Source organism: Bosea sp. (in: a-proteobacteria) (assembly GCA_023910605.1).
Lineage (GTDB): Bacteria > Pseudomonadota > Alphaproteobacteria > Rhizobiales > Beijerinckiaceae > Allobosea.
This window is the reverse complement of record JAAVVV010000001.1, coordinates 3,616,215-3,638,796: the sequence shown is the minus strand read 5'-3', so window position 1 is coordinate 3,638,796 and position 22,582 is coordinate 3,616,215. Positions and strand designations below refer to the sequence as shown.

At 66.1% G+C, this 22,582-nt stretch carries 26 protein-coding genes; 20 read left to right on the top strand and 6 right to left on the bottom strand.

Features of this window, described 5'->3' with window-relative positions:
• Positions 1-9: 9 nt before the first annotated feature.
• The 4 genes from HEQ16_17565 to HEQ16_17550 form a co-directional block, all read right to left on the bottom strand.
• The gene (locus HEQ16_17565) at positions 10-417 is read right to left on the bottom strand and encodes a host attachment protein (protein ID MCO4055818.1); all 408 of its coding nucleotides are present in this window, start codon (positions 415-417) and stop codon (positions 10-12) included.
• An 88-nt stretch (positions 418-505) separates the two neighbouring features.
• Positions 506-718, bottom strand: coding sequence for a hypothetical protein (locus HEQ16_17560; GenBank protein MCO4055817.1), 213 nt, complete (start codon positions 716-718; stop codon positions 506-508).
• A gap of 52 nt (positions 719-770) precedes the next feature.
• A complete protein-coding gene (locus HEQ16_17555) occupies positions 771-1,637 on the bottom strand; it encodes a universal stress protein (GenBank protein MCO4055816.1) in 867 nt (288 codons plus the stop codon).
• Positions 1,638-1,657: 20 nt separating this feature from the next.
• Positions 1,658-2,044 carry a hypothetical protein gene (locus HEQ16_17550; protein MCO4055815.1) on the bottom strand — a complete coding sequence of 129 codons (387 nt, stop codon included), beginning with the start codon at positions 2,042-2,044 and terminating at the stop codon, positions 1,658-1,660.
• Between the two features lie 146 nt (positions 2,045-2,190).
• Here HEQ16_17550 and HEQ16_17545 point away from each other — a divergent pair, with 146 nt between their 5' ends.
• Together HEQ16_17545 and HEQ16_17540 are read left to right on the top strand one after the other, a co-directional pair.
• Positions 2,191-2,583 carry a cytochrome c gene (locus HEQ16_17545; protein ID MCO4055814.1) on the top strand — a complete coding sequence of 131 codons (393 nt, stop codon included), beginning with the start codon at positions 2,191-2,193 and terminating at the stop codon, positions 2,581-2,583.
• Between the two features lie 20 nt (positions 2,584-2,603).
• A complete protein-coding gene (locus HEQ16_17540; GenBank protein MCO4055813.1) occupies positions 2,604-3,566 on the top strand; it encodes a metallophosphoesterase in 963 nt (320 codons plus the stop codon).
• A gap of 4 nt (positions 3,567-3,570) precedes the next feature.
• Here the strand turns inward: HEQ16_17540 and HEQ16_17535 are convergent, their stop codons facing one another.
• Both HEQ16_17535 and HEQ16_17530 read right to left on the bottom strand, forming a co-directional pair.
• On the bottom strand, positions 3,571-4,059 hold the full coding sequence (locus HEQ16_17535; GenBank protein MCO4055812.1) for a CDP-archaeol synthase: 489 nt from the start codon (positions 4,057-4,059) through the stop codon (positions 3,571-3,573).
• Positions 4,060-4,062: 3 nt separating this feature from the next.
• Positions 4,063-4,557 carry a DUF992 domain-containing protein gene (locus tag HEQ16_17530; GenBank protein ID MCO4055811.1) on the bottom strand — a complete coding sequence of 165 codons (495 nt, stop codon included), beginning with the start codon at positions 4,555-4,557 and terminating at the stop codon, positions 4,063-4,065.
• A gap of 209 nt (positions 4,558-4,766) precedes the next feature.
• Between HEQ16_17530 and HEQ16_17525 the strand changes: the two genes are divergently transcribed.
• From HEQ16_17525 to HEQ16_17440, 18 genes are all read left to right on the top strand, one after another.
• Positions 4,767-5,246: an Hsp20/alpha crystallin family protein gene (locus HEQ16_17525; protein ID MCO4055810.1), complete on the top strand. Its 480-nt coding sequence runs from the start codon at positions 4,767-4,769 to the stop codon at positions 5,244-5,246.
• A 62-nt stretch (positions 5,247-5,308) separates the two neighbouring features.
• Positions 5,309-5,959, top strand: coding sequence for a BON domain-containing protein (locus HEQ16_17520; GenBank protein MCO4055809.1), 651 nt, complete (start codon positions 5,309-5,311; stop codon positions 5,957-5,959).
• A gap of 238 nt (positions 5,960-6,197) precedes the next feature.
• Positions 6,198-7,901, top strand: coding sequence for a class I SAM-dependent DNA methyltransferase (locus HEQ16_17515; protein MCO4055808.1), 1,704 nt, complete (start codon positions 6,198-6,200; stop codon positions 7,899-7,901).
• Between the two features lie 12 nt (positions 7,902-7,913).
• A complete protein-coding gene (locus HEQ16_17510; protein MCO4055807.1) occupies positions 7,914-8,738 on the top strand; it encodes an IS5 family transposase in 825 nt (274 codons plus the stop codon).
• Between the two features lie 50 nt (positions 8,739-8,788).
• A complete protein-coding gene (locus HEQ16_17505) occupies positions 8,789-9,955 on the top strand; it encodes a class I SAM-dependent DNA methyltransferase (protein ID MCO4055806.1) in 1,167 nt (388 codons plus the stop codon).
• A gap of 593 nt (positions 9,956-10,548) precedes the next feature.
• Complete coding sequence (rplU, locus tag HEQ16_17500; GenBank protein MCO4055805.1) at positions 10,549-11,211, top strand: 50S ribosomal protein L21; 663 nt, start codon at positions 10,549-10,551, stop codon at positions 11,209-11,211.
• Between the two features lie 52 nt (positions 11,212-11,263).
• A complete protein-coding gene (gene rpmA / locus HEQ16_17495) occupies positions 11,264-11,530 on the top strand; it encodes a 50S ribosomal protein L27 (GenBank protein MCO4055804.1) in 267 nt (88 codons plus the stop codon).
• A 160-nt stretch (positions 11,531-11,690) separates the two neighbouring features.
• Positions 11,691-12,479 carry a GNAT family N-acetyltransferase gene (locus HEQ16_17490; GenBank protein MCO4055803.1) on the top strand — a complete coding sequence of 263 codons (789 nt, stop codon included), beginning with the start codon at positions 11,691-11,693 and terminating at the stop codon, positions 12,477-12,479.
• A gap of 194 nt (positions 12,480-12,673) precedes the next feature.
• Complete coding sequence (locus HEQ16_17485; protein MCO4055802.1) at positions 12,674-13,201, top strand: DUF3833 domain-containing protein; 528 nt, start codon at positions 12,674-12,676, stop codon at positions 13,199-13,201.
• A 51-nt stretch (positions 13,202-13,252) separates the two neighbouring features.
• On the top strand, positions 13,253-14,284 hold the full coding sequence (locus HEQ16_17480; protein ID MCO4055801.1) for a DUF1624 domain-containing protein: 1,032 nt from the start codon (positions 13,253-13,255) through the stop codon (positions 14,282-14,284).
• A gap of 88 nt (positions 14,285-14,372) precedes the next feature.
• Positions 14,373-15,416 (top strand): GTPase ObgE, encoded by a 1,044-nt coding sequence (gene obgE, locus HEQ16_17475; protein MCO4055800.1) that lies wholly within the window; start codon positions 14,373-14,375, stop codon positions 15,414-15,416.
• 84 nt (positions 15,417-15,500) lie between these two features.
• A complete protein-coding gene (locus HEQ16_17470) occupies positions 15,501-16,640 on the top strand; it encodes a glutamate 5-kinase (protein MCO4055799.1) in 1,140 nt (379 codons plus the stop codon).
• 87 nt (positions 16,641-16,727) lie between these two features.
• On the top strand, positions 16,728-17,969 hold the full coding sequence (locus tag HEQ16_17465) for a glutamate-5-semialdehyde dehydrogenase (protein MCO4055798.1): 1,242 nt from the start codon (positions 16,728-16,730) through the stop codon (positions 17,967-17,969).
• A gap of 8 nt (positions 17,970-17,977) precedes the next feature.
• Complete coding sequence (locus tag HEQ16_17460) at positions 17,978-18,634, top strand: nicotinate-nucleotide adenylyltransferase (GenBank protein MCO4055797.1); 657 nt, start codon at positions 17,978-17,980, stop codon at positions 18,632-18,634.
• Positions 18,635-18,706: 72 nt separating this feature from the next.
• Positions 18,707-19,228: a ribosome silencing factor gene (rsfS, locus tag HEQ16_17455; GenBank protein ID MCO4055796.1), complete on the top strand. Its 522-nt coding sequence runs from the start codon at positions 18,707-18,709 to the stop codon at positions 19,226-19,228.
• Between the two features lie 15 nt (positions 19,229-19,243).
• On the top strand, positions 19,244-19,723 hold the full coding sequence (rlmH, locus tag HEQ16_17450) for a 23S rRNA (pseudouridine(1915)-N(3))-methyltransferase RlmH (GenBank protein MCO4055795.1): 480 nt from the start codon (positions 19,244-19,246) through the stop codon (positions 19,721-19,723).
• Entirely contained in the window at positions 19,723-21,120 is a 1,398-nt protein-coding gene (locus HEQ16_17445) for a peptidoglycan DD-metalloendopeptidase family protein (protein ID MCO4055794.1), read from the top strand. Before rlmH ends, HEQ16_17445 begins: the two co-directional genes overlap by 1 nt.
• Before the next feature lie 2 nt (positions 21,121-21,122).
• Positions 21,123-22,469 carry a S41 family peptidase gene (locus HEQ16_17440; protein ID MCO4055793.1) on the top strand — a complete coding sequence of 449 codons (1,347 nt, stop codon included), beginning with the start codon at positions 21,123-21,125 and terminating at the stop codon, positions 22,467-22,469.
• The last annotated feature ends 113 nt before the right edge of the window (positions 22,470-22,582 follow it).

The following is a 22,582-nucleotide window of genomic DNA, read 5'->3' as shown; positions in this document are numbered from 1 at the left end:
CCAAATGCCTCATTCTGCCGCGAGTGCGCGCTCGATGTCCGCGAGCGGATGCTTCGTGAAGTCCTTGGCCAACTCTGTTTCGATGCGTTCCGCGTGGCGGGCGAGAGCGCCGCGCAGCGTCGCCAGGGCCACGGGCGGCGCGACGACGACGGCCTTGGCGTCAGGCTCCTCGTCCAGAAGCCGTGCGAACTGGGTTGCGGCATCGCGCAGGAAGGTCACCTCGGCCAGCGCATGGAGGTCCGTCAGGTCGGCGGCGATGCGACGCATGGCGTCCTTCCGGAAACGTCCCGGGCGATCGGTGGCCTGCTCCCGCGTCGCGGGGTTGTCCGGCGCTGTAAGGGTCGCATGCACGTCCAGCCTCGGCGCCAGCGCGGTGCCGATGTTGCGCGCAATGAGCGCCTTGCGGCCGTCGGCCACGAGCACCCAGGCCTTGTGAGATGTCCATCTGCTGTCGCCCTTCGTCATGTCCATCATCGCCTCTGCGTCGCCGATCTGGTTTCTGATGCTATTGGGCCGTCACCTCGACGCCCCTGCGGGCTGTGGCCGCCACGGCGTCGGCCGCTTCCGAGGATGACGCCAGGGCCGTCGGGCAGTGGAGCGCAAGAATGGCGTAGCAGCCGGGTTCCGAGAGCAGGGCCGGCATGGCGTCGCCGTAGCGCTCGGGCGGCGCAACCCCGATGATGTCCACGGGACTGGCGCTCGACCAGGTTGCTGGCAACGCCTTGTCAAGCGCTTCAACGGTCTGAGACGAAAGCCCGGCAAGACGGCCTTCAGTGCGACATGAGCACTGGTACGGTCATCTTGCCGAGCATGTCGCGCGTCACGCCGCCGAACAGCCACTCGCCCGTCCAGCTGCGGCTGTAGCCGCCCATGACGACCATGTCCGCACCGATGAACCGGGCCTCGTCGAGCAGGACCTTGTAGACCAGCTCGCCATTCGTCGGGACATGGCGCACATCGACCTTGACGTCATGGCGGGCAAGGTGCCGAGCGATGTCATCCCCGGGGTTCGACTCGCGCCGCGCCCAGTCGTCCGCGACGATCGCGACCCTCACCTGCGTTGCGCTTTTCAGCAACGGCATGGCGTCGTTCACGGCCCGCGCCGCCTCACGCGACGCGGTCCACGCAACCATCACGGTCTTCGGCGCGCCTCGGCCTGCATAACCGTAGGGCACGAGGATCGCCGGGCGCCCCGAGTGATACAATGCTCCTTCGAAAGCCTTGACGGGCTGTTCGCCGTCATTGCCCCCTGGCCAGCCGATGACGACGGCGTCGGCGTAGAGCGTCTGCTCGGCCAGCGCGCGCCCTTCTTCGCCCGGCGTGATGTTCGTCCGCCGCAAATCGGCGCGAGAGCCCTTGCCAAACAGCTTCTCGCGCAGCCGCGCCTCGTTCTTCCCGGCGTTCAGCTCCGCTTCCCGTTGCGCGATGAGCCAGGCCTCCGCGCCGAATTCGGACGCGGTGTAGCTCGGCATCATGCCATACATCAGGGCGGCGACATTGCCCTCTGGCGCCAGCGCGTCGGCGTAGGCGAGCGCGTTGGCAGACGCCGCGCTGTCATCGAGGTAGACAAGGATATCCTCGAAAACAGGGGATGCGGGAGCGGCGATCGGAGCAGTTCTGGATCGTGCCGTCGACATGGCAATGCCTCCGCACGCGCTCAGGACATCCGGGCCGATGACGAAGCCGGCCCCGCGCCGCCGGCCCCGCGGGTCATGGTTTCGATGCTCTTGCGAGCGAAGTCACCCAGCTCCTGGACCTCTTCGGCCATTTCGCGGCTCATCGTCTCGATGAAGTGGCGCTGCGCGTCGGCCAGGTTGCCGCCATTCGCGAGCTGGCCGAAGCCGCTGAGCATTGCCGCTTGCGCCTTCATGCGGCGGTTCATGAAGTTCAGGCTCTCGCTGATCGTCTCGATGTTGGCCTGCATCAGGCGCTGCGGGCCGCTCATCAAGGCCGCTAGTCCCTGCTGCATGGCGTCAGCCGCCTTCTTGACGCCCGCGTCTGCTCCGCGAGCCTGTTCGGCCTTCTGCTGCGTTCCGTTGGTCATCCTGCTCTCCTGAGGCTGGTTGCATCCCCGAGCCGACCGCACCTTTCCAGCATCGCCATCGAATACTCTGACGCAGATCAGGGACCATGCGCATGACATTCCGCAGCTTGGCCCGACGGTTTCATGAGGCGAGCGGAGCACCCGGGATGAAAGCTTGGCTGATCGTTCTTGCGGCCGGAGCGCTTGGCTTGGGTGGAGCGTTGGCGATGCCTGCCGATGCGCAGAATCCGAACAATCGCGAGAGCGTGCGGATCGGGCGCGAGGTGGCGCGGCAGCATTGCGCACGGTGCCACGCGATCGGGCGGACGGGCTTGAGCCCTAACCCGCAGGCGCCGCGCTTTCCGCTGATCGCGGAACGCTATCCGGGCAACAGCCCCGCGCCCGACCTGATCGACGGCGTGGTCGTCCGTCACCCTGGCATGCCGGAATTCAGGCTCGACGAGGACGCGACCGACGGGCTGGTGGCCTACATCCGGCGCATCTCCCGACAGTGGCGGCCAGAGCCGCCGCGCCGCAGAACCGCTCCTGCCTCTGCCTGACCAGAGGCCTGCGAAACACCATGAACGCGCCTGACGAGCACAGCGAAGACGCGCAGGCCTTGGGGCTTCTCGAGCGGCGCCTCGGCCGCCTTCACGCCCGGCAGCGCCTCGGCATCGAGGCCGAGCATGAGGCCCAGGTGTTCGGACAAGGCTTGACCTGGTTCCACCTGGAGAACGTGCGCTTCGCGCCGGCCCTCATCGAGACCGCGCTCTGGCTGTCAGGTCTGCGCGGCCGCGGCCGTCGCAACGCCGGACATGTCCGCCTGATGGAGAACGCGCTGCGTCTGCCGCAACGCCATGCAGGGCTCTCGGGCTTCCGCATCCTGCATGTCAGCGACCCCCACGCCGACATGAGTGAAGCGGCGGTCGCCGCCGCCGTTGGGCTGACAGCCGGTTTGGACTACCAGCTATGCGTGCTCACCGGCGATTTCCGTTGCAAGACCCACGGCCCCATCGACGCCTCGATGGCGTCGATGGAGCGGCTGGTGGGAGTGCTGCGTCGTCCGGTGCTGGCTGTGCTGGGGAACCATGACAGCGTCCGGATGGTTCCGAGGCTGGAGGCCATGGGCGTCCGCGTGCTGATGAACGAGGCGTTCGCAGTGGAGCAGGGCGACGCAAGGCTGCATGTCGCCGGAGTCGATGACGCGCACTTCTACCGCGCTGACAACATCGAGAAGGCGGCTGCGGACATCCCCAGTGACGCTTTCTCGATCCTGCTCTCGCATACGCCGGAAATCTACCGGCAAGCCGCCCACGCGGAATTTGACGTGATGCTGTCCGGCCATACGCATGGCGGCCAGATCTGCCTGCCAGGCGGTTTCCCGATCACGCTGGGGGCCAGACTTCCTCGACGCTACGGGGCGGGCGCATGGCGGCATGGCTCCATGCAGGGCTATACGTCCCGCGGTCTCGGAAGCTCGGTAGTCGCGGCCCGGTTCAATTGTCCGCCGGAGGTGACCTTGCATCGCCTCATCGCTGAATAAGGCTTCAGTAGGGACGATCGCGGATCCCAAGCCTGAACAACAGGCGCGACACGACCAGTTCACCCACAAGAAAACACCCGACGACGGCAATGATATCCCCCCAGGACAGCCCAAGGCGCTCGGCGAGAACGAGGCAGGGCAACAGCGTCTCCGGAATCTGGTCGAGGCCGAACGCCATGCTGCTGGGAGCGAGCCCCATGCGTCGCTTGATGAAGCTCGCCGCCAGGTCTCCCGCCATGGCGGCTGCAGCCAGCAGGAGGCCATCGATGAACATCAGCTCGACGACAGGCGCGCAGGCGGCGGTTGCAAGAAGCGAGGCAGCCAGCCCACGAACCGTCTTCGAACGCCCGAGGACGGGATGCCCGTCGCGGCAGACGACGCCTGCATCGATGGGATGGGCCCAGCGGGCCGCGAGCAGCTTGGCGGCCAGAACCGGCGCTCCATTCGCCACAGTCAGGAGAAGCAGAATCCTGGCGATCAGGTCCGCTTCCATGGGTCAGTCCGCGCGAACGCCCTGCCGCCGCCGAACCCGCTCAAGCGTCAGCTCCGCCACGCCCACCGCGATGTTGAGGCCAAGCTGGGCCTGCACCGAGACAGGCTGCAAGGCGATGCTGTTGGCTGATCCGCCAAGGAGGACGTTGGCCCCGACGCCAAGGCCGGCGGTCACTTCGGCGGATGTTCCGGCATAGCGGCCTGCAAGCGCGCCGCGCCGGACCTGCGACGGAGCGAGCACGCCCCAGACCATCACGCCCCGGCTGGTCGCGCCGATATCGAGGCCGGCATGCCGGATAATGCCGCGATAGCGCTCCGGATGTCCGCGCAAGCGCTCGAACACGCAGCTCAGGCTTCGCGTCGATCCGATGATCTGCCCGATCCCGGCCGACACGTCGCAGCGCAGCAAGCCGGCCTGCACCCGGGTGGGCTGCTGAGCATTGGCGTGAGCGGTGGGCAATGCTGTGGCGCACAAGGCAATCGCCATCGCGCCGATCATCCGGCCTGTCATGCTGGTCTCCTTCTTCAGACTCGCGCACCCCGCATGACGAGGCAAAATTTCACAAAATCCGGGTCAGACGTTGAGCGGGATCAGTTTTTCGGCCCGGCGCTCCAATAGCCTTCCAATGGCCGGACCGGTGCAGAGAAAGCTCACATGCTTTCCCCGGCTGGCCGCACGCAGTCACGACAAACGAAGGAGCTGTCACGATGAACAAGCGTTCGCTGCTTTCCGGCCTCTGGCCGCATTGCAATGGGTCGTCCGATCCTTTCATGGCGCTCAGGCAGGAGGTCGATCGGGCCTTCGAGAGCTTTGGCCGTTCGCTCCCCTCACTCACCTGGCCGCAGGACACGGCTTCGCCAAGGATCAACGTCACCCAGAAGGACAAGATGTTCGAGGTGACCGCCGAACTGCCCGGCGTCGACATCAAGGACGTGGAGCTGCTCGTCGACGGCGACATGCTGACGATCCGCGGCGAGAAACGGCAGGAGAAGGAGGAGAACTCGGCGGAGCGCTACGTCTACGAATGCAGCTACGGCGCCTTCTCACGAACCATCCCGATGCCCTTCGAGGCTGACTCCAAGGGCGTCTCAGCCGCGTTCAGGAATGGCGTGCTGACAGTTTCAATTCCATTTCCGGCCGACGCGCAGCCCAAGGCCAAGCGGGTCGAGATCAAGGCAGCCGCCTGAGGTGGCGAACCGCGTCGCCGGCTTCGGCCATGGCCACATTCCATCGACAACAGGAGGAAGACATGAACGACCGCAACCTTCATCAGGCGGTTCTCGACGAACTGGAATGGGATCCGCGCTTCAACGCGGCGCATATCGGCGTCTCCGTGGAGAACGGCGTCGTCACGCTGACCGGCCATGTCGGCAGCTATGCCGAGAAGGTCGCGGCCGAGAACGCCGCCAAGCGTGTCGCCGGCGTGCGCGGCGTCGCCCAGGAGCTCGAGGTCCGCTACGCGAGCGACAAGAAGACGGCCGACGACCAGATTGCCCGGCGGGCGCTGGACATCCTCGCCTGGAACACCACGATCCCGCAGGACAATATCCAGGTCACCGTGCAGAATGGCTGGGTGACGCTCGCGGGCCACGTGAACTGGGGCTACCAGCGGCTCGAAGCCGAGAACGCCGTGCGCAAGCTTTCCGGCGTGACCGGAATTTCGAACACGATCAAGGTGGCGCAAGCGGTCAGCGCGCCGGACGTGAAGGACCGGATCGAGAAGGCCCTCAGGCGTAACGCCGAGACCGAAGCGAACGCTATCCGCGTGTCGGTCAGCGGCGGGAAGGTGACGCTCGAGGGCAAGGTGAAGGCCTGGTACGAGCGTGATCTGGCCGAGCGGACCGCCTGGTCGGCTCCTGGCGTGACGACTGTCGAGGACCGGCTCTCGGTTGGTCCGTGACGACCCGCAAGACAGTGCGCGCGCGGTGCGCGGCTCTGTTCCGGCCGGAAGGCGCCAATCCGATGGGTTGGCGCCTTCTCCGTCACGTAGACGACGCTCGCGAAGGCCTGGTGGTCCACGAACTGCCTGCGGGCATCGCCAACCGCTTGCGCTATGCTGGACGAACCAGCCATGGCCGCATAACTTGACACAATCGGCCTCCGGCAAACCGGGGGTAGTTCAGGTTCGAAAAAACTACATGACGCCAGACCAGTTCGTTGAAAAGTGGCGTGCATCGACGCTGAAAGAGCGTTCAGCTTCGCAATCGCACTTCAATGACCTGTGCAAACTGCTTGGGGTGGATAACCCGACCGACGCCGACCCCAAGGGCGAACGCTACTGCTTCGAGCGTGGCGCATCCAAGACCGCAGGGGGCGAAGGTTGGGCAGACGTATGGATGCGCAACCACTTTGGCTGGGAATACAAGGGCAAACGCAAAGACCTGACCGCAGCCTATGCCCAGCTGCAACAATATGCCGTCGCCCTCGAAAATCCGCCCCTTTTGGTCGTCTCCGACATGGAGCGGATTGTCATTCACACCAACTGGACGAACACCGTTTCAGAGGTTCACAGCATCACGCTGGATGACCTGAGAGACGCCAATAAGCGCGACCTGTTGCGTTCGGTGTTCACCGACCCTGAGCGCCTGAAGCCAAAGAAAACCATCGACGCCCTCACCCGCGACGTGGCCGACACCTTCGCGGGCTTGGCCATCAGCTTGCGCGAGGCAGGCAACGACCCGCAGGCCGTGGCGCACTTCGTCAACAGGCTGGTGTTCTGCATGTTCGCCGAGGACATCAATCTTCTGCCGCGTCGCCTGTTCTCGCAGATTCTCGACAAGGCGAGGCTGAAGCCTGCCATGGCGACGGCCATGCTCAGTCAGCTTTTCGAGGCCATGCGCGCGGGCGGGCTGTTTGGCGTGGATGAAATCGAATGGTTCAACGGCGGCCTGTTCGACGACGCAACCGCCCTGCCCCTGACTGTCACCGACATCAAGACTATAGCCAGAGCCTCGGAAATGGATTGGTCAGACATTGACCCGTCGATTTTCGGCACCCTGTTCGAGCGCGGGCTTGACCCTGCCAAGCGCAGCCAGCTGGGAGCGCACTACACCGACCCCGAAAAAATCATGATGATTGTGCGGCCCGTCATCATCGAGCCGCTTTGGCGCGAATGGGAAGGGGTTAAGGCTCAGATAGAGAAGCCCAAAACGCCTGAGAAAAAGAAGCGCGCCCTTTTGGGAGGCTTTCTGGAGCGGCTTCGGGGATTCAGGGTGCTTGACCCTGCCTGCGGCTCGGGAAACTTCCTCTATCTCGCCTTGCTGGCCTTGAAGGACATCGAGCACCGCGTGAACCTTGAGGCCGAGGCCATGGGCCTTGGCCGTCAGTTCCCGACCGTCGGCCCAGAGGTGGTGCAGGGCATCGAGCTGAATCCCTACGCGGCCGAGCTGGCGCGCGTGACCATCTGGATTGGGGAAATCCAGTGGATGCGCAAGAACGGCTTCGACATCAGCAAGAAGCCCATTCTCAAGCCGCTCAAGAATATTGAGAATCGGGATGCGCTTTTGAATTCAGACGGCAGTCGAACAGTGTGGCCCGAGGTCGACGTCGTTATAGGAAACCCACCTTTTCTTGGGCAAAAATTCCACCGCAAGGGGCGGCCTGCAAATAAACGCAGCGCGGCGCTTGAGGGCCTCGGAGATGACTATGTCAATAAGCTTTACGCCACCTATAGAGACGCTGTTCCAGCATCTGCTGATTTAGTAAGCTACTGGTTTGCTCAGGTTCACAATAGATTTAATGCAGGACGACTTAAAGGATTTGGCCTGATTGCTACAAAATCTATCGGTAAGAGACTGTTTGGAAAGTCGGCGATTGGTGTTTCGGTGGGCTGGCGAATGTGATTCACATTACGGATGTGGACACATGAGAACCGGGGCCGGATGGCCAAGATCGCCAAGAAGACGAAGCGCTATCCCTGCGACCTGACGGACGAGGAGTGGGCCCGGATCGCGCCCTTGATGCCCAAACCCGGACGGACGGGACGGCCTCGGGAGACGGACTTCCGCGAGGTGATCAACGCCGTGCGCTATCTGGTGCGCTCGGGCTGCGGCTGGCGGATGCTGCCTCATCATTTCGGCCATTGGCGAACGGTTTACGGCTGGTTCCGCGAACTGGCGCGGCGCTTCCTGTTCCAGACCATCCACGATGTCGAGCTGATGCTCGACCGGGAGCGGGTTGGTCGCGAGGCAAGCCCCACGGCGGCGGTGATCGACAGCCAGTCGGTCAAGGCTCCGCAAGCCAAAACAAGGGGTTACGACGCCAACAAGAAGATACGCGGCCGCAAGCGACATATCGCGGTCGATACCGACGGACGGCTCTTGATGGTCAATCTGACGACCGCCGACATCTCCGACAGCGCCGGTGCGCAAGCCATCCTCGATGCCATCCGCAAGCGCTGGCCCTGGGTGAAGCATCTCTTCGCCGACGCCGCCTACGACCGCCTGACCTTGATGGACAAGGCCGCCTATCTCAACTTCGTCATCGAGATCATCCGGCGCTCCGAGCAGCAGAAGGGCTTCCATGTTCTGCCCCGGCGCTGGGTCGTCGAGCGGACCTTCGGATGGATGATGCGCTGGCGCCGCCTCGTCCGCGACTATGAAAAACGCATCGACGTCTCAACCGCCATGATCCACGTCGCCATGGGCGGCCTTCTTATCCGAAGAAACGCTCATCCCTGACTTTCCAAACGGACTCTAAGGGTTCAAGTAATAAGCCCCTAAATAATCTTTTGAACAACACTGATATTTCTCTATTTAATGTTTGGCAGAATGAACCTTGGGTAATTAATGGAGCCGAAGTTCGTGTAGCAGTCATATGCGGGCATACAAATCCAACTGATTATCATATTAACGGCAAACTTTGTGCCAAATTGAATAACGATTTAACTAGTGGTATTGATGTAAGCTTAGCAAATTCAATAATGAACAACAAAAAAATTGCATTTCAAGGTGTAAAATTAAATGGCCCTTTTGTTATTGATGGAAAATTTGCTCGCACTTTAATGCTAAAGCCGACTAATCCGAATGGCTGCCGAAATACAGATGTAATAAAGCGGTTTGTTGGAAATGACGATGTCACTATGCGTGATAGTGATGATTGGGTTATTGATTTTCCCGAAACCATATCTGGTGAAGATGCAGCCTTGTATGAAGGGCCGTTCCAGTGGGTGCATGATAATGTTTTGAAATCCAGAGAAGGGTTAAGCACTGGAGAGGCAACTGAATCGGCAAGGCTTAATAGATATTGGGTTATGCAAAGACCGCGCCCGCGACTTCGGGCGACTGCTTCTGCGTTCTTAAAGGTTATTGCGGTTCCAGAGACAAGTGAACATCTAATTTTCCGCTACCTACCTAGTGGGTGCGTATTCAGTGGGAGTTTATTTGTAATTTGTCGCGATGATGATGCAATATTTGGTATTTTAAGCTCGCGGTTCCACCGCATTTGGGCTCGCGCTCAAGGCAATAAAATGGGCGTAGGGAATCAAGGAAGATACAATGCCACAAGAACATTTGAGACCTTTCCTTTTCCAAAGGGGATAGAGCCGAACCTAGACCCAAAGAAATACAAAAACCCGCATGCAGGGAAAATTGCCGAGGCGGCGAAGCGCTTGAACGAGCTGCGTGAAAACTGGCTGAACCCTCCCGACCTCATCAAGCGCGTGCCTGAGGTGGTTGCTGGCTATCCCGACCGTATCGAGCCAGCGGGAGTCGCGGCCCGCGCCGAGCTGAAAAACCGAACCCTGACCAATCTTTACAACGCCCGCCCCGCTTGGTTGGCGAACGCTCACGCCGAGCTGGATGCCGCCGTTGCCGCCGCCTATGGCTGGACGGCTGATATTTCCGATGATGAGGCTTTGAAGGCGCTCTTGGCGCTTAACATTGCGCGCGCAAGCTAGAAGGTATCCACACGCTGAGGGCCGCCTTGCGGGAAGGCCTTTTGGCGCTCAGCTTTTCACGCTCGTTTGACCGGCAACGGGTGTCGGCAGCGGTGCTGGAGAGTTTTCTATGGACGATGGGACCTATGCCCGCCGCCGCCGTTGGAGCGCTGAGGAGAAGCGCACGGTCGTGAGCGAGGCTTTTTCGAGTGGGAACGTGGTTGCGACGTATCCATGCGGCGTGGGCCGCAGCCATTGCTGTTCAGGCGGCCTGACGGCTTTGCGCGGTATGCGGTTGCCCGTTCCAGGGCAGCAGCTCGGGCAGCCTGTTCTGCGGGATGGCGGCGATACACGCGAGGACGTCGGGTGACAAGCGCTTTTCGCCGCGCCGCAACGGGCCCATACAGGGCCGAGGCCGGCGATTCCCGGCCTGCGCGGCTTGACGGGGGCGGAGGCGTCACGTATCGAGGCGGCGTTCTGGCGTGGGCAGGCTTGCCCGCGCCTTGACCATTTATGGGTGTGCATGAGGCCCCCATGAACCCCATAGGCTGCCAAGAAGTCCATCCAGGCCCGCAAACGTTGGCCAGAGATGCGGCATCGAACAGGAGAAAGACATGTTCGCAGTCATCAAGACCGGCGGGAAGCAGTATCGCGTCGCCGCCGACGACCAGATCACCATCGAGAAGCTCGTCGGCTCCGCCGGGGAGACCGTCGCATTCGAACACGTGCTGATGCTCGTCGATGGCGAGACCACGACCGTGGGCGCTCCTTTCGTGGCCGGCGCCTCCGTCGCCGCCGAGATCGTCGGGCAGGGCCGCGGAGACAAGGTCATCTCGTTCAAGAAGCGCCGCCGCCAGAACTCGAAGCGCAAGCGGGGCCACCGTCAGGATCTGACGATCGTGCGCATCACCGACATCCTCACCGGGGGCGCCAAGGTGAACGTCACCGCCAAGGCTCCGCTGGCCGCCTCCGTCGCCGCCGCCTCGATCGCCGCCGCGCCGAAGGATGTCGCCGGCGCGATGGACACGTCGAATCTCTCGCTGATCGCCGGCATCGGGCCGACCATCGAGAAGAAGTTGCGCGCCGCTGGCATCACCAGCTGGAACACTATCGCCGGCTGGAGCGTTGAGGATGTCGCGAGGTGGGACGCCGAGCTCGCGCTTCGCGGTCGTGCCACCCGCGAGGAGTGGGTTGAGCAGGCCAACGAGCTGCTGGCCGGCAAGGCGCCGCGCGCCAAGGCGGATCAGGCCGAGCTGAAGTCAGGCAAGGATCTCTGAGCGCGGGCCGCGCTCGAGATTCCAACACATCGCAGATTCGAGGAGTTAGACCATGGCACACAAGAAAGCAGGCGGCTCATCCCGCAACGGCCGCGATTCCGCGGGCCGTCGTCTTGGCGTCAAGAAGTTCGGCGATCAGTCTGTGATCGCGGGCAACATCATCGTGCGCCAGCGCGGCACCAAGGTGCGTCCGGGTGCGAATGTCGGGATGGGCGTCGACCATACGCTGTTCGCGCTGGTTGATGGCCGCGTGAAATTCGGCACCAAGCTTGGCCGCTCCTTCGTAGCGGTCGTTCCGGCCCAAGAGGCCGCGGAATAAGGCGGAAAAGGGAAGCCAACTTTCCTGATCCGCCGGTCTCATCGACCCGGTCGGATCAGGCGAGCAGGCGGCCAAGCCCTCATCAGATCAAGCCAGCAGGGACGATGGGATCACCCCCATCGTCCCTGTTTGCGTCTTGATACCCGATCTGGAGGCACTGATGAGCACCGAAACGACACAGGCGCACGGCCCTGCGAGCGCGCCGCGACCGCCGCTCTTTCCCGATCTCACGCGCGATGACGTGTTCCGTCTGGAGACACGCCGGCTGTGGCTGAGATGGCCGCGCCATGGCGACATCGCCGCGCTGAGGGCCTTCGCAGGGCTTCGCGAGGTGGCGGAGATGACCGGCTCATGGCCCCATCCCCTGCCGGAAGGCGAGGCTGAACGGCGCATTTTCGCGGCGCGGAAGGCCAACGCCACTGGCGTCAGCCTGTTCCTCGCCCTGACGCCGCGCAGCAAGCCCAACCTGCAGGTCGGCTGGGTCTGCGTCACGGCCACGCCCAACCCGGATGAGGCGGAACTGGGCTACATGCTGCATCCACACCATAGCGGGCAGGGCCTTATGGCGGAGGCGGTGCAGGCGGTGCTGGACACCGTTTTCAGCTACACGGCGGTCGAGCGCGTCACGGCCTGGAGCCGCGTCGTCAATCCGGCTTCGCGTCGTGTGCTGGAAAAATGCGGATTCCGCCACATCGGCACGGCGCTGAGCGACCTGCCGGCGCGGGGCGGAATGCATTCATGCGACGAGTTCATGCTCGATTCCGGCGCCTGGGCGGCGCTGGTGAACTGGCCCCGCCAGGCGCGCGCGGCGCAGGCCGATGGGCTGGGGCACGGCGCAGTGGTCGTGGCCGCCGCCAGGCTGAGCGCCGAGACCCGCCTCAGGGACGAGGCGGCCGGCGGGCTCAGCGCGCCGCTCGCCCTGCATGATGGCGGGGCGCACGCGCGCTGAGGGAAAGGGCTTGCGGCGGGTGGGCGAACTCTGCTTGCGGCGGGTGGGCAAACTCTGCTTGCGGCGCATGGGCGAACTCTGCTTGCGGCGCATGGCCATGCATCCGCTGCGCGGATGGCAACGTATGAATAATCATGAACCCGGATGACATGCCTCTTTCACGCCGCCGCCTCCTTCATCGCACAGGGGCGGTCATGACCGCGCTGGCCGCCACGGCAGCGTTCCCGAACCTCGCGCAAGCGGTGCAGGGCCTCGTTCTGCATGTCTGGTTCCGGGGCCGCACCCATGCCGTGGGCCGGTTCCGCAACAACCTGACGGGCGAGGAGCGCAAACTGGCTGTCGATCTGGTAGGCCGCTGGGATGGTCGGCGTCTCGCCCTGTTCGAGGACTTCTTCTACGCCGATGGCGAGCGCGACCAGAAGACCTGGTTCTTCGAAAGGACCGGGCCCGGGCGCTACATTGGCACGCGCGAGGATGTCATCGCCCCCGCCGATGTCACGACGCCGCAGCCCGACACGGTCCGCTTCGCCTACACGGCGGACCTCAAGTTGCCGTCCGGCACGCGGCGTCTGAGCTTCGACGACACGCTCACGCTGCGGCCTGACGGGACGGTGTTCAACCGCGCGACGGTGGCGTGGGGCTTTCTGCCTGTCGGCGATGTGGAGCTGGTGTTCCGCAAAGGCCCGCTTCCCGCCGCGCTCCGGCGCAGCGGCGGCGCCTGAGCCGCGCCAGCCGCCTTCCGAAAGCCGTGAAGCCACGGCTATCATGCGCCCATGAGCTTGTCGTCCGCCCCTGACGCGCCGATCAGCGCCGGCACGACGCGGATCGCGGTGGTCGATCTGGCGCGCGGGGCGGCGCTCGTGGCGATGGCGGTGTTCCACCTGGCCTGGGACCTGTTCTGGCTGCGCTTCATCACCACGGATGTGGCCTTGCATCCGGGATGGCGGGCCTTCAGCCATTCGATCGCCGCGAGCTTCCTGTTCCTGGCGGGGATCAGTCTCGGGCTCGCCCATGCAGATGGACCGCGCTGGCGGCCTTTCTGGCGTCGCCTCGGCATCGTCGCGGGCGCGGCGCTCGGGGTCAGCATCGTCACGCGCATCGCCATGCCCGATGCCTGGGTCGCGTTCGGCATCCTGCACTGCATCGCGGCGGCATCGCTGATGGGCGCGGCGCTGGTGCGGCTGCCGTGGCGGGCGGTGCTGGCGGCTGCGGCCATCGTGGCCGCCGTGGCGCCTGTGCTGGACCTGCCGGCGCTGGCCTTCGTGCAGGGCCGTGTCGAGGCGTCGGCGCTGTTCCCGCTCTGGCAGCATCTGGGGCTGGCGCGCGTGCCGCCGCTGGCGGTGGACTTCGTGCCGATCTTCTTCTGGTCTGCCTATCTGCTTGTGGGATTGGCGGCAGGGCTCGGGCTCGCCCGCGGGCCGGGAGCGGCACGGCTTGCGGCGCTGGCGCCGCCGCCGCTGGCCGCGCCGCTGATGTGGGCCGGCCGGCGCAGCCTGGCGATTTATCTCATCCACCAGCCGGTGTTCATCGCGCTCCTGATGGGCCTCGCCTGGGTTGCGCCGGGTCTGACCGTGCGAACTGATCGCCCGGCCGAGGCGCGCTTCGAGCAGGAATGCGTGTCCGAATGCAGCCTGTCGCGGGATCGGCGCGCCTGCCTTGCCGCCTGCGCCTGCGTGGTCACAGCGTTGAGGCGCGAGCCCTTCAGGCTGCGCCAGGCGACCGGGCTCGAGCCGGCGGATGAGCGCATGGATGAGGCGATCGAACGCGCCGCAGCGCTGTGCTTCCGGCCGCCATCCGCGCCCTGACAGCGCCTTGAGCTGCCGCCAGGATGCGGCGCGCGATTGACGCGGGGGCGCAATCGGACCAAACGAGGCCGATGATGGGTGACCAGCGATGAAATTTCTCGACCAGGCGAAAGTCTACATCAAGGCCGGCGATGGCGGGGCGGGGTGCATCTCGTTCCGGCGCGAGAAGTTCATCGAGTTCGGCGGCCCCGATGGCGGCGATGGCGGGCGCGGCGGCGACGTCTGGGCCGAGTGCGTTGACGGGCTGAACACGCTGATCGATTTTCGCTATGCGCAGCATTTCAAGGCCAAGGTCGGCGGGCACGGCATGGGCGCGCTCCGCGCCGGCGGCAAGGGCGCCGACGTGGTGCTCAAGGTGCCGCCCGGCACCCAGGTCTTCGAGGATGATGGCGAAACCCTGATCGTCGACATCACCGAGCCGGGCCAGCGCGTGCTGCTCGCCAAGGGCGGCAATGGCGGCTTCGGCAATGCCTACTTCAAGACATCGAGCAACCAGTCGCCGCGCCGGGCCAATCCCGGCCTGCCCGGCGAGGAGGCCACCATCATCCTCAGGCTGAAGCTGATCGCGGATGCGGGGCTGGTCGGCCTGCCGAACGCCGGCAAGTCCACCTTCCTCGCCACCGTGACGGCCGCGCGGCCGAAGGTCGCGGACTATCCGTTCACCACGCTGCACCCGGGGCTCGGCGTCGGGCAGGTGGACGGACGCGAGTTCGTGCTGGCAGACATACCGGGGCTGATCGAGGGCGCGCATGAAGGCACGGGCCTTGGCGACCGCTTCCTCGGCCATATCGAGCGCTGCCGCGTGCTGCTGCACCTCGTCGACGGCACGAGCGAACATGCCGGCAAGGCATACAAGATCGTGCGGCGCGAACTGGAGGCCTATGGCGGCGAGTTGACCGACAAGCCGGAGATCGTGGCGCTTTCCAAGGTGGATTCGCTCGATCCCGACACGCTGAAGCAGCAACTCGCGCGGCTCAGGCGCGCTGCGGGGCGCGCCCCGCTGGCGCTGTCATCCGCCTCGGGCCAAGGCGTGCCCGAAGCGCTGCGCGCCTTGCGCGGGATCATCGACGAGGCCCGGGCCGACGAGGCGCGGCTGAACGCGCCTGCCGTCGATGCCGGCTGGCGACCGTGACGCAGTGATCGACACGCCCTCGCGCAAGCCGCCGCTTGCGGTGAGGGGCCGCCATCCTGCATGTTCCGCCTCATCAGAACCGCCATGTCCCAGCCTGCTTTCTCCGCTCCCAAATTGTCCCAGTTCCGGCGGGTCGTCATCAAGGTCGGCTCGGCGCTGCTGGTCGACCGCGCGCGGGGGCGCGCCCGCCACGGCTGGCTGGCCGCGCTGGCCGAGGACATCGCCGAATTGCACGCGCGCGGCGCTGACGTGCAGGTCGTGTCCTCCGGCGCCATCGCGCTGGGGCGCACGGTGCTCGGCCTGCCCGCTGGCGCGCTGAAGCTGGAAGAGAGCCAGGCGGCGGCGGCCGTGGGGCAGATCGCGCTGGCGCGCATCTGGGCCGAGGCGCTGGGCCATCACGGCATCACGGCAGGGCAGATCCTGGTCACGCTGGCAGACACCGAGGAGCGCCAGCGCTATCTCAACGCGCGCGCCACCATCGGCCGGCTGCTCGAAATGCGCGCCGTGCCTGTCATCAACGAGAACGACACGGTCGCCACCTCCGAGATCCGCTATGGCGACAATGACCGGCTTGCGGCGCGGGTGGCCACCATGACCGGGGCAGACCTGCTCGTGCTCTTCTCGGACATTGACGGGCTCTACACCGCGCCGCCGGCTCGCGATCCCGAGGCCCGCCACATCCCCATCGTGCCGCGCATCACCGCCGACATCGAGGCGATGGCGGGGGGCGCTGCGTCGGAGCTGAGCCGCGGAGGCATGACCACCAAGATCGAGGCCGGCAAGATCGCCGTCTCGGGCGGAACGCACATGATGATCGCCGACGGGCGCCCGAAGAACCCGCTCGCCGCGGTGGCGAACGGGGCGCGCTGCACCTGGTTCCTCTCGGCGTCGACCCCCGCGACGGCGCGCAAGACCTGGATCGGCGGCACGCTGGAGCCCAGGGGCGTGCTGCATGTCGATGCCGGCGCGGCACGGGCTCTGGCTGGGGGGGCGAGCCTGCTGCCCGTGGGCGTGACGCGCGTCGAGGGCGAGTTCCAGCGCGGCGACGCGGTGGTGATCCGCGATCAGGCGGGCACCGAGCTGGGGCGCGGCCTCGTCGCCTACGACACAGCCGATGCGCGCCGCGTGCTCGGCAAGCCGTCACGGGAGATCGAGGCCGTGCTGGGCCACCCCGGCCAGGCCGAGATGGTGCACCGTGACGACATGGCCCTCGTGATCGGCTAGACTGATGCAAACGGAAGCCCTGCCATGAACCGCATCGCACCCCTGACGGCCGCCGCTGCGGCCCCGGCCCCGGATCTCGACGCGCTGATGTTCGAGATGGGCGCCCGCGCCCGCGCCGCGCAGCGCGCCCTGATGCTGGCCCCGGCCGCCCGGCGCGGCGAGGCCCTGGCGGCGGCGGCCGAGGCGATCCGCGCCCGTTCCGGAGCGATCCTGGCCGCCAATGCAGAAGATCTCGCCGAGGCGCGCGCCAGGGGCCAGAGCGCTGCCTTCGTGGACAGGCTGCTGCTCGACGGCACGCGCGTGGCGCAGATCGCGCAGGCGGTGGCGGACATCGCCGCGCTGCCGGACCCCGTGGGCAAGGTCCTTGCCCGCTTCGATCGACCCAACGGGCTCGTGATCGAGCGGGTGGCGACGCCGCTCGGCGTGATCGCCGTGATCTTCGAAAGCCGCCCCAATGTGACGGCGGATGCCGGCGCCCTGTGCATCAGGAGCGGCAATGCGGCCATCCTCCGGGCGGGTTCGGAAAGCCTGCGCACGGCCAGCGTGCTGGCCGAGGCGATGCGCGCCGGACTGGTGAAGGCGGGCCTGCCCGCCGACGCCATCCAGCTCGTGCCCGTCCGGGACCGCGATGCGGTTGGCGCGATTCTCGGCGGTCTTGGCGGACATGTCGATGTGGTGGTGCCGCGCGGCGGCCGCAGCCTGGTCGAGCGCGTGCAGCAGGATGCGCGCGTGCCTGTCTTCGCGCATCTGGACGGCAACTGTCATGTCTATGTCCACTCCGCCGCCGATCTCGTGATGGCGCGCACCATCGTGCTGAACGCGAAGCTGAGGCGAACCGGCGTCTGCGGCTCGGCCGAGACGCTGCTGGTGGACCGGGCCGTGGCCGGCACCCATCTGGCGCCCCTTGTGGGCGCGCTGCTCGATGCGGGCTGCGCCGTCAGGGGCGACGAGGCCACGCAGCAGGCCGATCCCAGGGTCGAGGCGGCCAGCGAGGCCGATTGGGCGACCGAGTATCTCGACGCGATCATCGCAGTGAAGCTGGTGGACGGACTCGATGCGGCCATCGCGCATGTGGAGCGCTACGGCTCGCACCACACCGACGCGATCGTGACGGCGGACGATGCCGCGGCAGGGCGCTTCCTGGCCGAGGTCGATTCCGCGATCGTCCTGCACAACGCCTCGACGCAGTTCGCCGATGGCGGGGAGTTCGGCTTCGGCGCCGAGATCGGAATCGCCACTGGCCGGATGCATGCGCGCGGGCCGGTGGGCGTCGAGCAGCTCTGCTCGTTCAAGTATCGCGTGCTCGGGTCGGGCCAGATCAGGCCTTGAGGCGCGATATGGACTTGCCTGCGCTACCCGACGGGGCGCGACGCTTCCTCGCCCATGCGCCGGGGCTGAAGGTCGGGCTGCTCGGCGGCTCCTTCAATCCTGCCCATGAGGGGCATGTCCTTGCCAGCCTCACCGCGCTGCGCAGGCTCGGGCTGGATCAGGTCTGGTGGCTGGTGACGCCCGGCAATCCGCTCAAGGACAACCGGGCGCTGCCCTCGCTGGATGCCCGAATCGTCGCGGCGCAGCGCATCGCGCGGCATCCGCGCATCAAGGTCACCGGCATCGAGGCGCGGCTGGGCACGCGCTTCACCGCCTCGACCTTGCGGGCGCTTCTCGCGCGGCACGCGGGGGCCCGCTTCGTCTGGATCATGGGCTCGGACAACCTCGCCCAGTTCCATCGCTGGCGGAACTGGCGCTCCATCGCCCGGATGCTGCCGATCGCGGTGATCGACCGGCCCGGCGCCACTCACCGCGCCATCCGCTCGGTGGCAGGGACGGCGCTCGCGCCATGGCGCCTGCATGAAAGCGACGGGCTGTTGCTGGCCATGGAACGCGCCCCGGCCTGGCTCTTCGTGCATGGACGTCGCTCGGCGGCGTCATCCACGGCGCTGCGCCGCGAAATCGCGGCCAAATCGGCATCAGGGCCGGTCGCCAGCGTTGAATGAAGGGCGACGAATGCCTATGGTATGGGTCAGGCCGCCCACCTCCGTTGAGGCCGCCAGCACGAGGACATCACGCTGAACACTCCATCCGCGACTGAACCGGCCAAGAAACCGCGGCGCAAGAGCGCCACTCCCGGCCCCGTAGAGCTAGCGGCGGCCACCAAGGGCGGAGCCAAGACCAAGCGCGCTGCCAGGCCAGCCGCCGGCGCCGCAGCGGAGAATGCCGAACCCGCGCCGCCGCCAGCCGCCCCGCCCGAATCCGACACGCTCAAGCTCGCCACCCATGCGCTGGCCGAGATGAAGGCGGAGGAGACGATCGTGATCGACCTGCAGGGCAAGACCTCGATCGCGGATCATATGATCATCGCCTCGGGCCGCTCCAACCGCCACGTCGGGTCCATCGCCGACGAGGTGGTGAAGGCGCTGAAGGAGGCCGGCCAACCTGCGCCGCGCGTCGAGGGCGTGCCCCATTGCGATTGGGTGCTGGTGGATTGCGGCGACGTGATCGTGCATGTCTTCCGGCCAGAAGTCAGGGCCTTCTACAATCTCGAAAAGATGTGGGGCGTGGACAGGCCGACCGAATTCGCCGCAGGCTGAGCTGCGGCGGACCGCATGCGCCTGTCCGTGCTTTCCATCGGCCGCCTGAAGGACGGCCCCGAGCGGGCCTTGTGCGAACGATATGCCGGCCGAATCCAGGATTATGGCCGCGGCCTCGGCTTCAGCGGCCCGGACATCATCGAACTGCCGGAAAGCCGGGCGCGCCGGCCCGATGAGCGCAAGCTCGATGAGGGCTCCGCGCTGCGGGGCCGTCTCGGCGCGGGGCTTGCCGTCATCCTCGATGAGCGTGGCGCGGCGATAGGCAGCGCCGATTTCGCCGCGCGTCTGGCGCGCGAGCGCGACCGGGGTGCCGGCGGCGTCTCCTTCCTCATCGGCGGCGCGGACGGGCTCGATCCCGCGCTGCGGCTGGAGGCGGGCCTTGCCCTCTCCTTCGGCGCGATGACCCTGCCGCACCAGCTCGTGCGCGTCCTTGTGCTCGAACAGCTCTACAGGGCGCTGACGATCCTGGGCGGTCACCCCTATCATCGAGCGTGATGCGTCATCTGATTCGCCAGCCCACCCGCAGTCGCCGCCTTGGCGTGATGCTGGCGCTCGGCCTGAGCCAGGGCCTCGCGCCCTTCGTATCGCCGCCTGCCGCCGCGCAGGTATCCGGACAAGGGCTCCCGCAACTGTCCGAACAGGCGGAAACGCTGCTGCGGGAGGCGGAGATCAAGCGCGCGCAACGGGCCGAGCGCGATGCCGAGCTCAAGGCGGTGGAGGAGCGGCTCGCCGCCAATGCCGAGGCGAAGGCGCGGCTGGACGCGGAAATCCGGGAGATCAGGGCCGATCGCGGGCGGCTCGCCGCCGCGCTGATCGAGGCGACGCGGCGCTCGCAGGCGACCGAAGCGCGCATCGCCGCCATCGAGCAGCGGCTGGAGGTGATGGCATCAAGCGAGCAGGGGATACGCCGCTCGCTGGCCAGCCGCCGCGGCCTCATCGGCGATGTGCTGGCCGCCTTGCAGCGCATGGGCCGGCGTCCGCTGCCGGCCGTCCTGGTGCGGCCCGAGGATGTGCTCGACGCGGTGCGCGCCTCAATCCTGATGGGCGCCGTCATTCCCGAGTTGCGCGGCGAGGTCGAGACGCTGGCCGTGGATCTCGCCGAACTCGTGCGCCTGCGCGCCCAGGGCGTGGTGGAGCGCGGCAAGGTCGCGCTTGAGTTCGACGAGCTGGCCAGCGAGCGGGCCCGGATCGCGGCGCTGGTCGAGGCGCGGCGCACACGCGAGGCGGACGCATCGGGCGAGGCAGCCGGCATCCAGCAGCGCGGTGTCGAGATCGGACGCGAGGCCTCCTCCTTGCGCGAGCTGATCGACCGGCTGGAAGGCGAGATCAGCACAGCCGGACGGCTGGCCGAGGATGCGCGCCGCAGGGCCGAGGCGCAGACCCGGCAGGTGCGCGAACGGATGGCCCAGCTCGCCTTTCGCGACCCCTCACGGCTGATCCCGCAGGCCGCCTTCCAGGACCTCAGGGGCCTCCTGCCCCGGCCCGTGGCAGGATCACAATTACGTGGGTTCTCCGACGGGCCGCAGCCGGGCTCGGCTATGCGCGGGGAGAGCTGGCAGGCGCGCCCGGGCGCGATCGTGTCCGCTCCGGCGGATGGATGGGTGGCGTTTTCGGGGCCGTTCCTCACTTTTGGCAATATGGTGATCCTCCAGATGGGCGGGGGTTATCACATCCTGCTGGCCGGCCTGCGCAGGACGGATGTGGCGCGCGGCCAGTTCGTGCTCGCGGGCGAGCCGGTGGGCGTGCTGGGCGAGGGACCCGAAGGCACCGCGACCGTATTAGGGGATGGCAATGGCCAGCCAATTCTCTATGTTGAGTTTCACAAGGACGGTCGCTCGATCGATCCTGGGCCATGGTGGGCGACAACGCAGGTCGACAGGGTTCGCGGATGATGATGCGCAAGATTACATTGCTGGTGGCAGGAGCGGTCGCGGGCGCCGGGGTGACGGCGGTGGCGCTGCGCACCGACCTCATGAGCGCGACCAGCGCGGTTGCGGCCAATGCCGAGACTTACCGCAGCCTGAACCTGTTCGGGGACATCTTCGAGAAGATCCGCACCGACTATGTGGAGAAGCCCGATGAGCGCAAGCTGATCGAGGCTGCCATCAACGGCATGCTGACCTCTCTGGATCCGCATTCGGGCTATCTCGACCCCAAGAGCTTCCGCGACATGGACATCGACATGCGCGGCCGCTTCGGCGGCCTTGGCATCGAGGTCACCATGGAGGAGGGCGTGCTCAAGGTCGTGACCCCGATCGACGACACGCCAGCCTTCCGCGCCGGCATCATGACCAATGACCTGATTCGCGAGATCGACGGCGACGCCGTGCAGGGACTGACCCTGACGCAGGCCGTCGAGAAGATGCGCGGTCCGGTCAATTCGAACGTCAAGCTCCGGATCGAGCGGCCGGGCCGCAAGGAGTTGCTCGAATTCACGCTGACGCGCTCCGACATCGTGGTTCCGGCGGTGCGGGCGCGCATGGAAGGCGATGATGTGGGCTATATCCGCATATCCACCTTCTCCGAGCAGACCTTCGACGGTCTACGCCGCGGCATCGAGAAGGCCATCGCCGATGCGCCCGGCGACAAGCTCAAGGGCTTCATCATCGACCTGCGCAACAATCGCGGCGGCCGTCTCGATCAGGCGATCCTGGTGTCCGATGCGTTCCTCGATCGCGGCGAGATCGTGTCGACGCGCGGCCGAAACACCGACGAGACCCAGCGCTTCAGCGCCAAGGCCGGCGATCTGACGCGCGGCAAGCCGGTCGTTGTCCTGATCAATGGCGGCTCGGCTTCTGCTGCGGAAATCGTCGCCGGCGCGATCCAGGATCACAAGCGCGGGCAGATCATGGGCACGCGCTCCTTCGGCAAGGGCTCGGTTCAGACCATCATCCCCATGGGCGCGAACGGGGCGCTGCGGCTGACCACGGCGCGCTACTACACGCCGTCGGGCAAATCGATCCAGGCCAAAGGCATCGATCCGGATCTGGTGATCCTGCAGGACATCCCCGATGAGCTGAAGGGCAAGGATGAAACCAAGGGCGAGGCCGGGCTCAAGGGCCACCTCTCAGGCGGGGCCAAGCCCGATGAGGAGAAGTCCGGCTCTTCGTCCTACATCCCGACCGACAAGACCAAGGACAACCAGCTGAGCGCGGCGCTTGACCTGCTGCGCGGCGTCAAGCGCGACGCGGCCAGCCAGGCGCCCACCGCTCCGACCGCGCCTGCCACACGGCAGAACTGAGCTTTTTTCCTTTCCCGACAGCAGCGGCCCGGCGGCTTCACCGCCGGGCCTTTCGCATTCATGCGTCGCAAACCATGCATCGGCGACGCTCTCGACGCCGGCATGACAAAGCA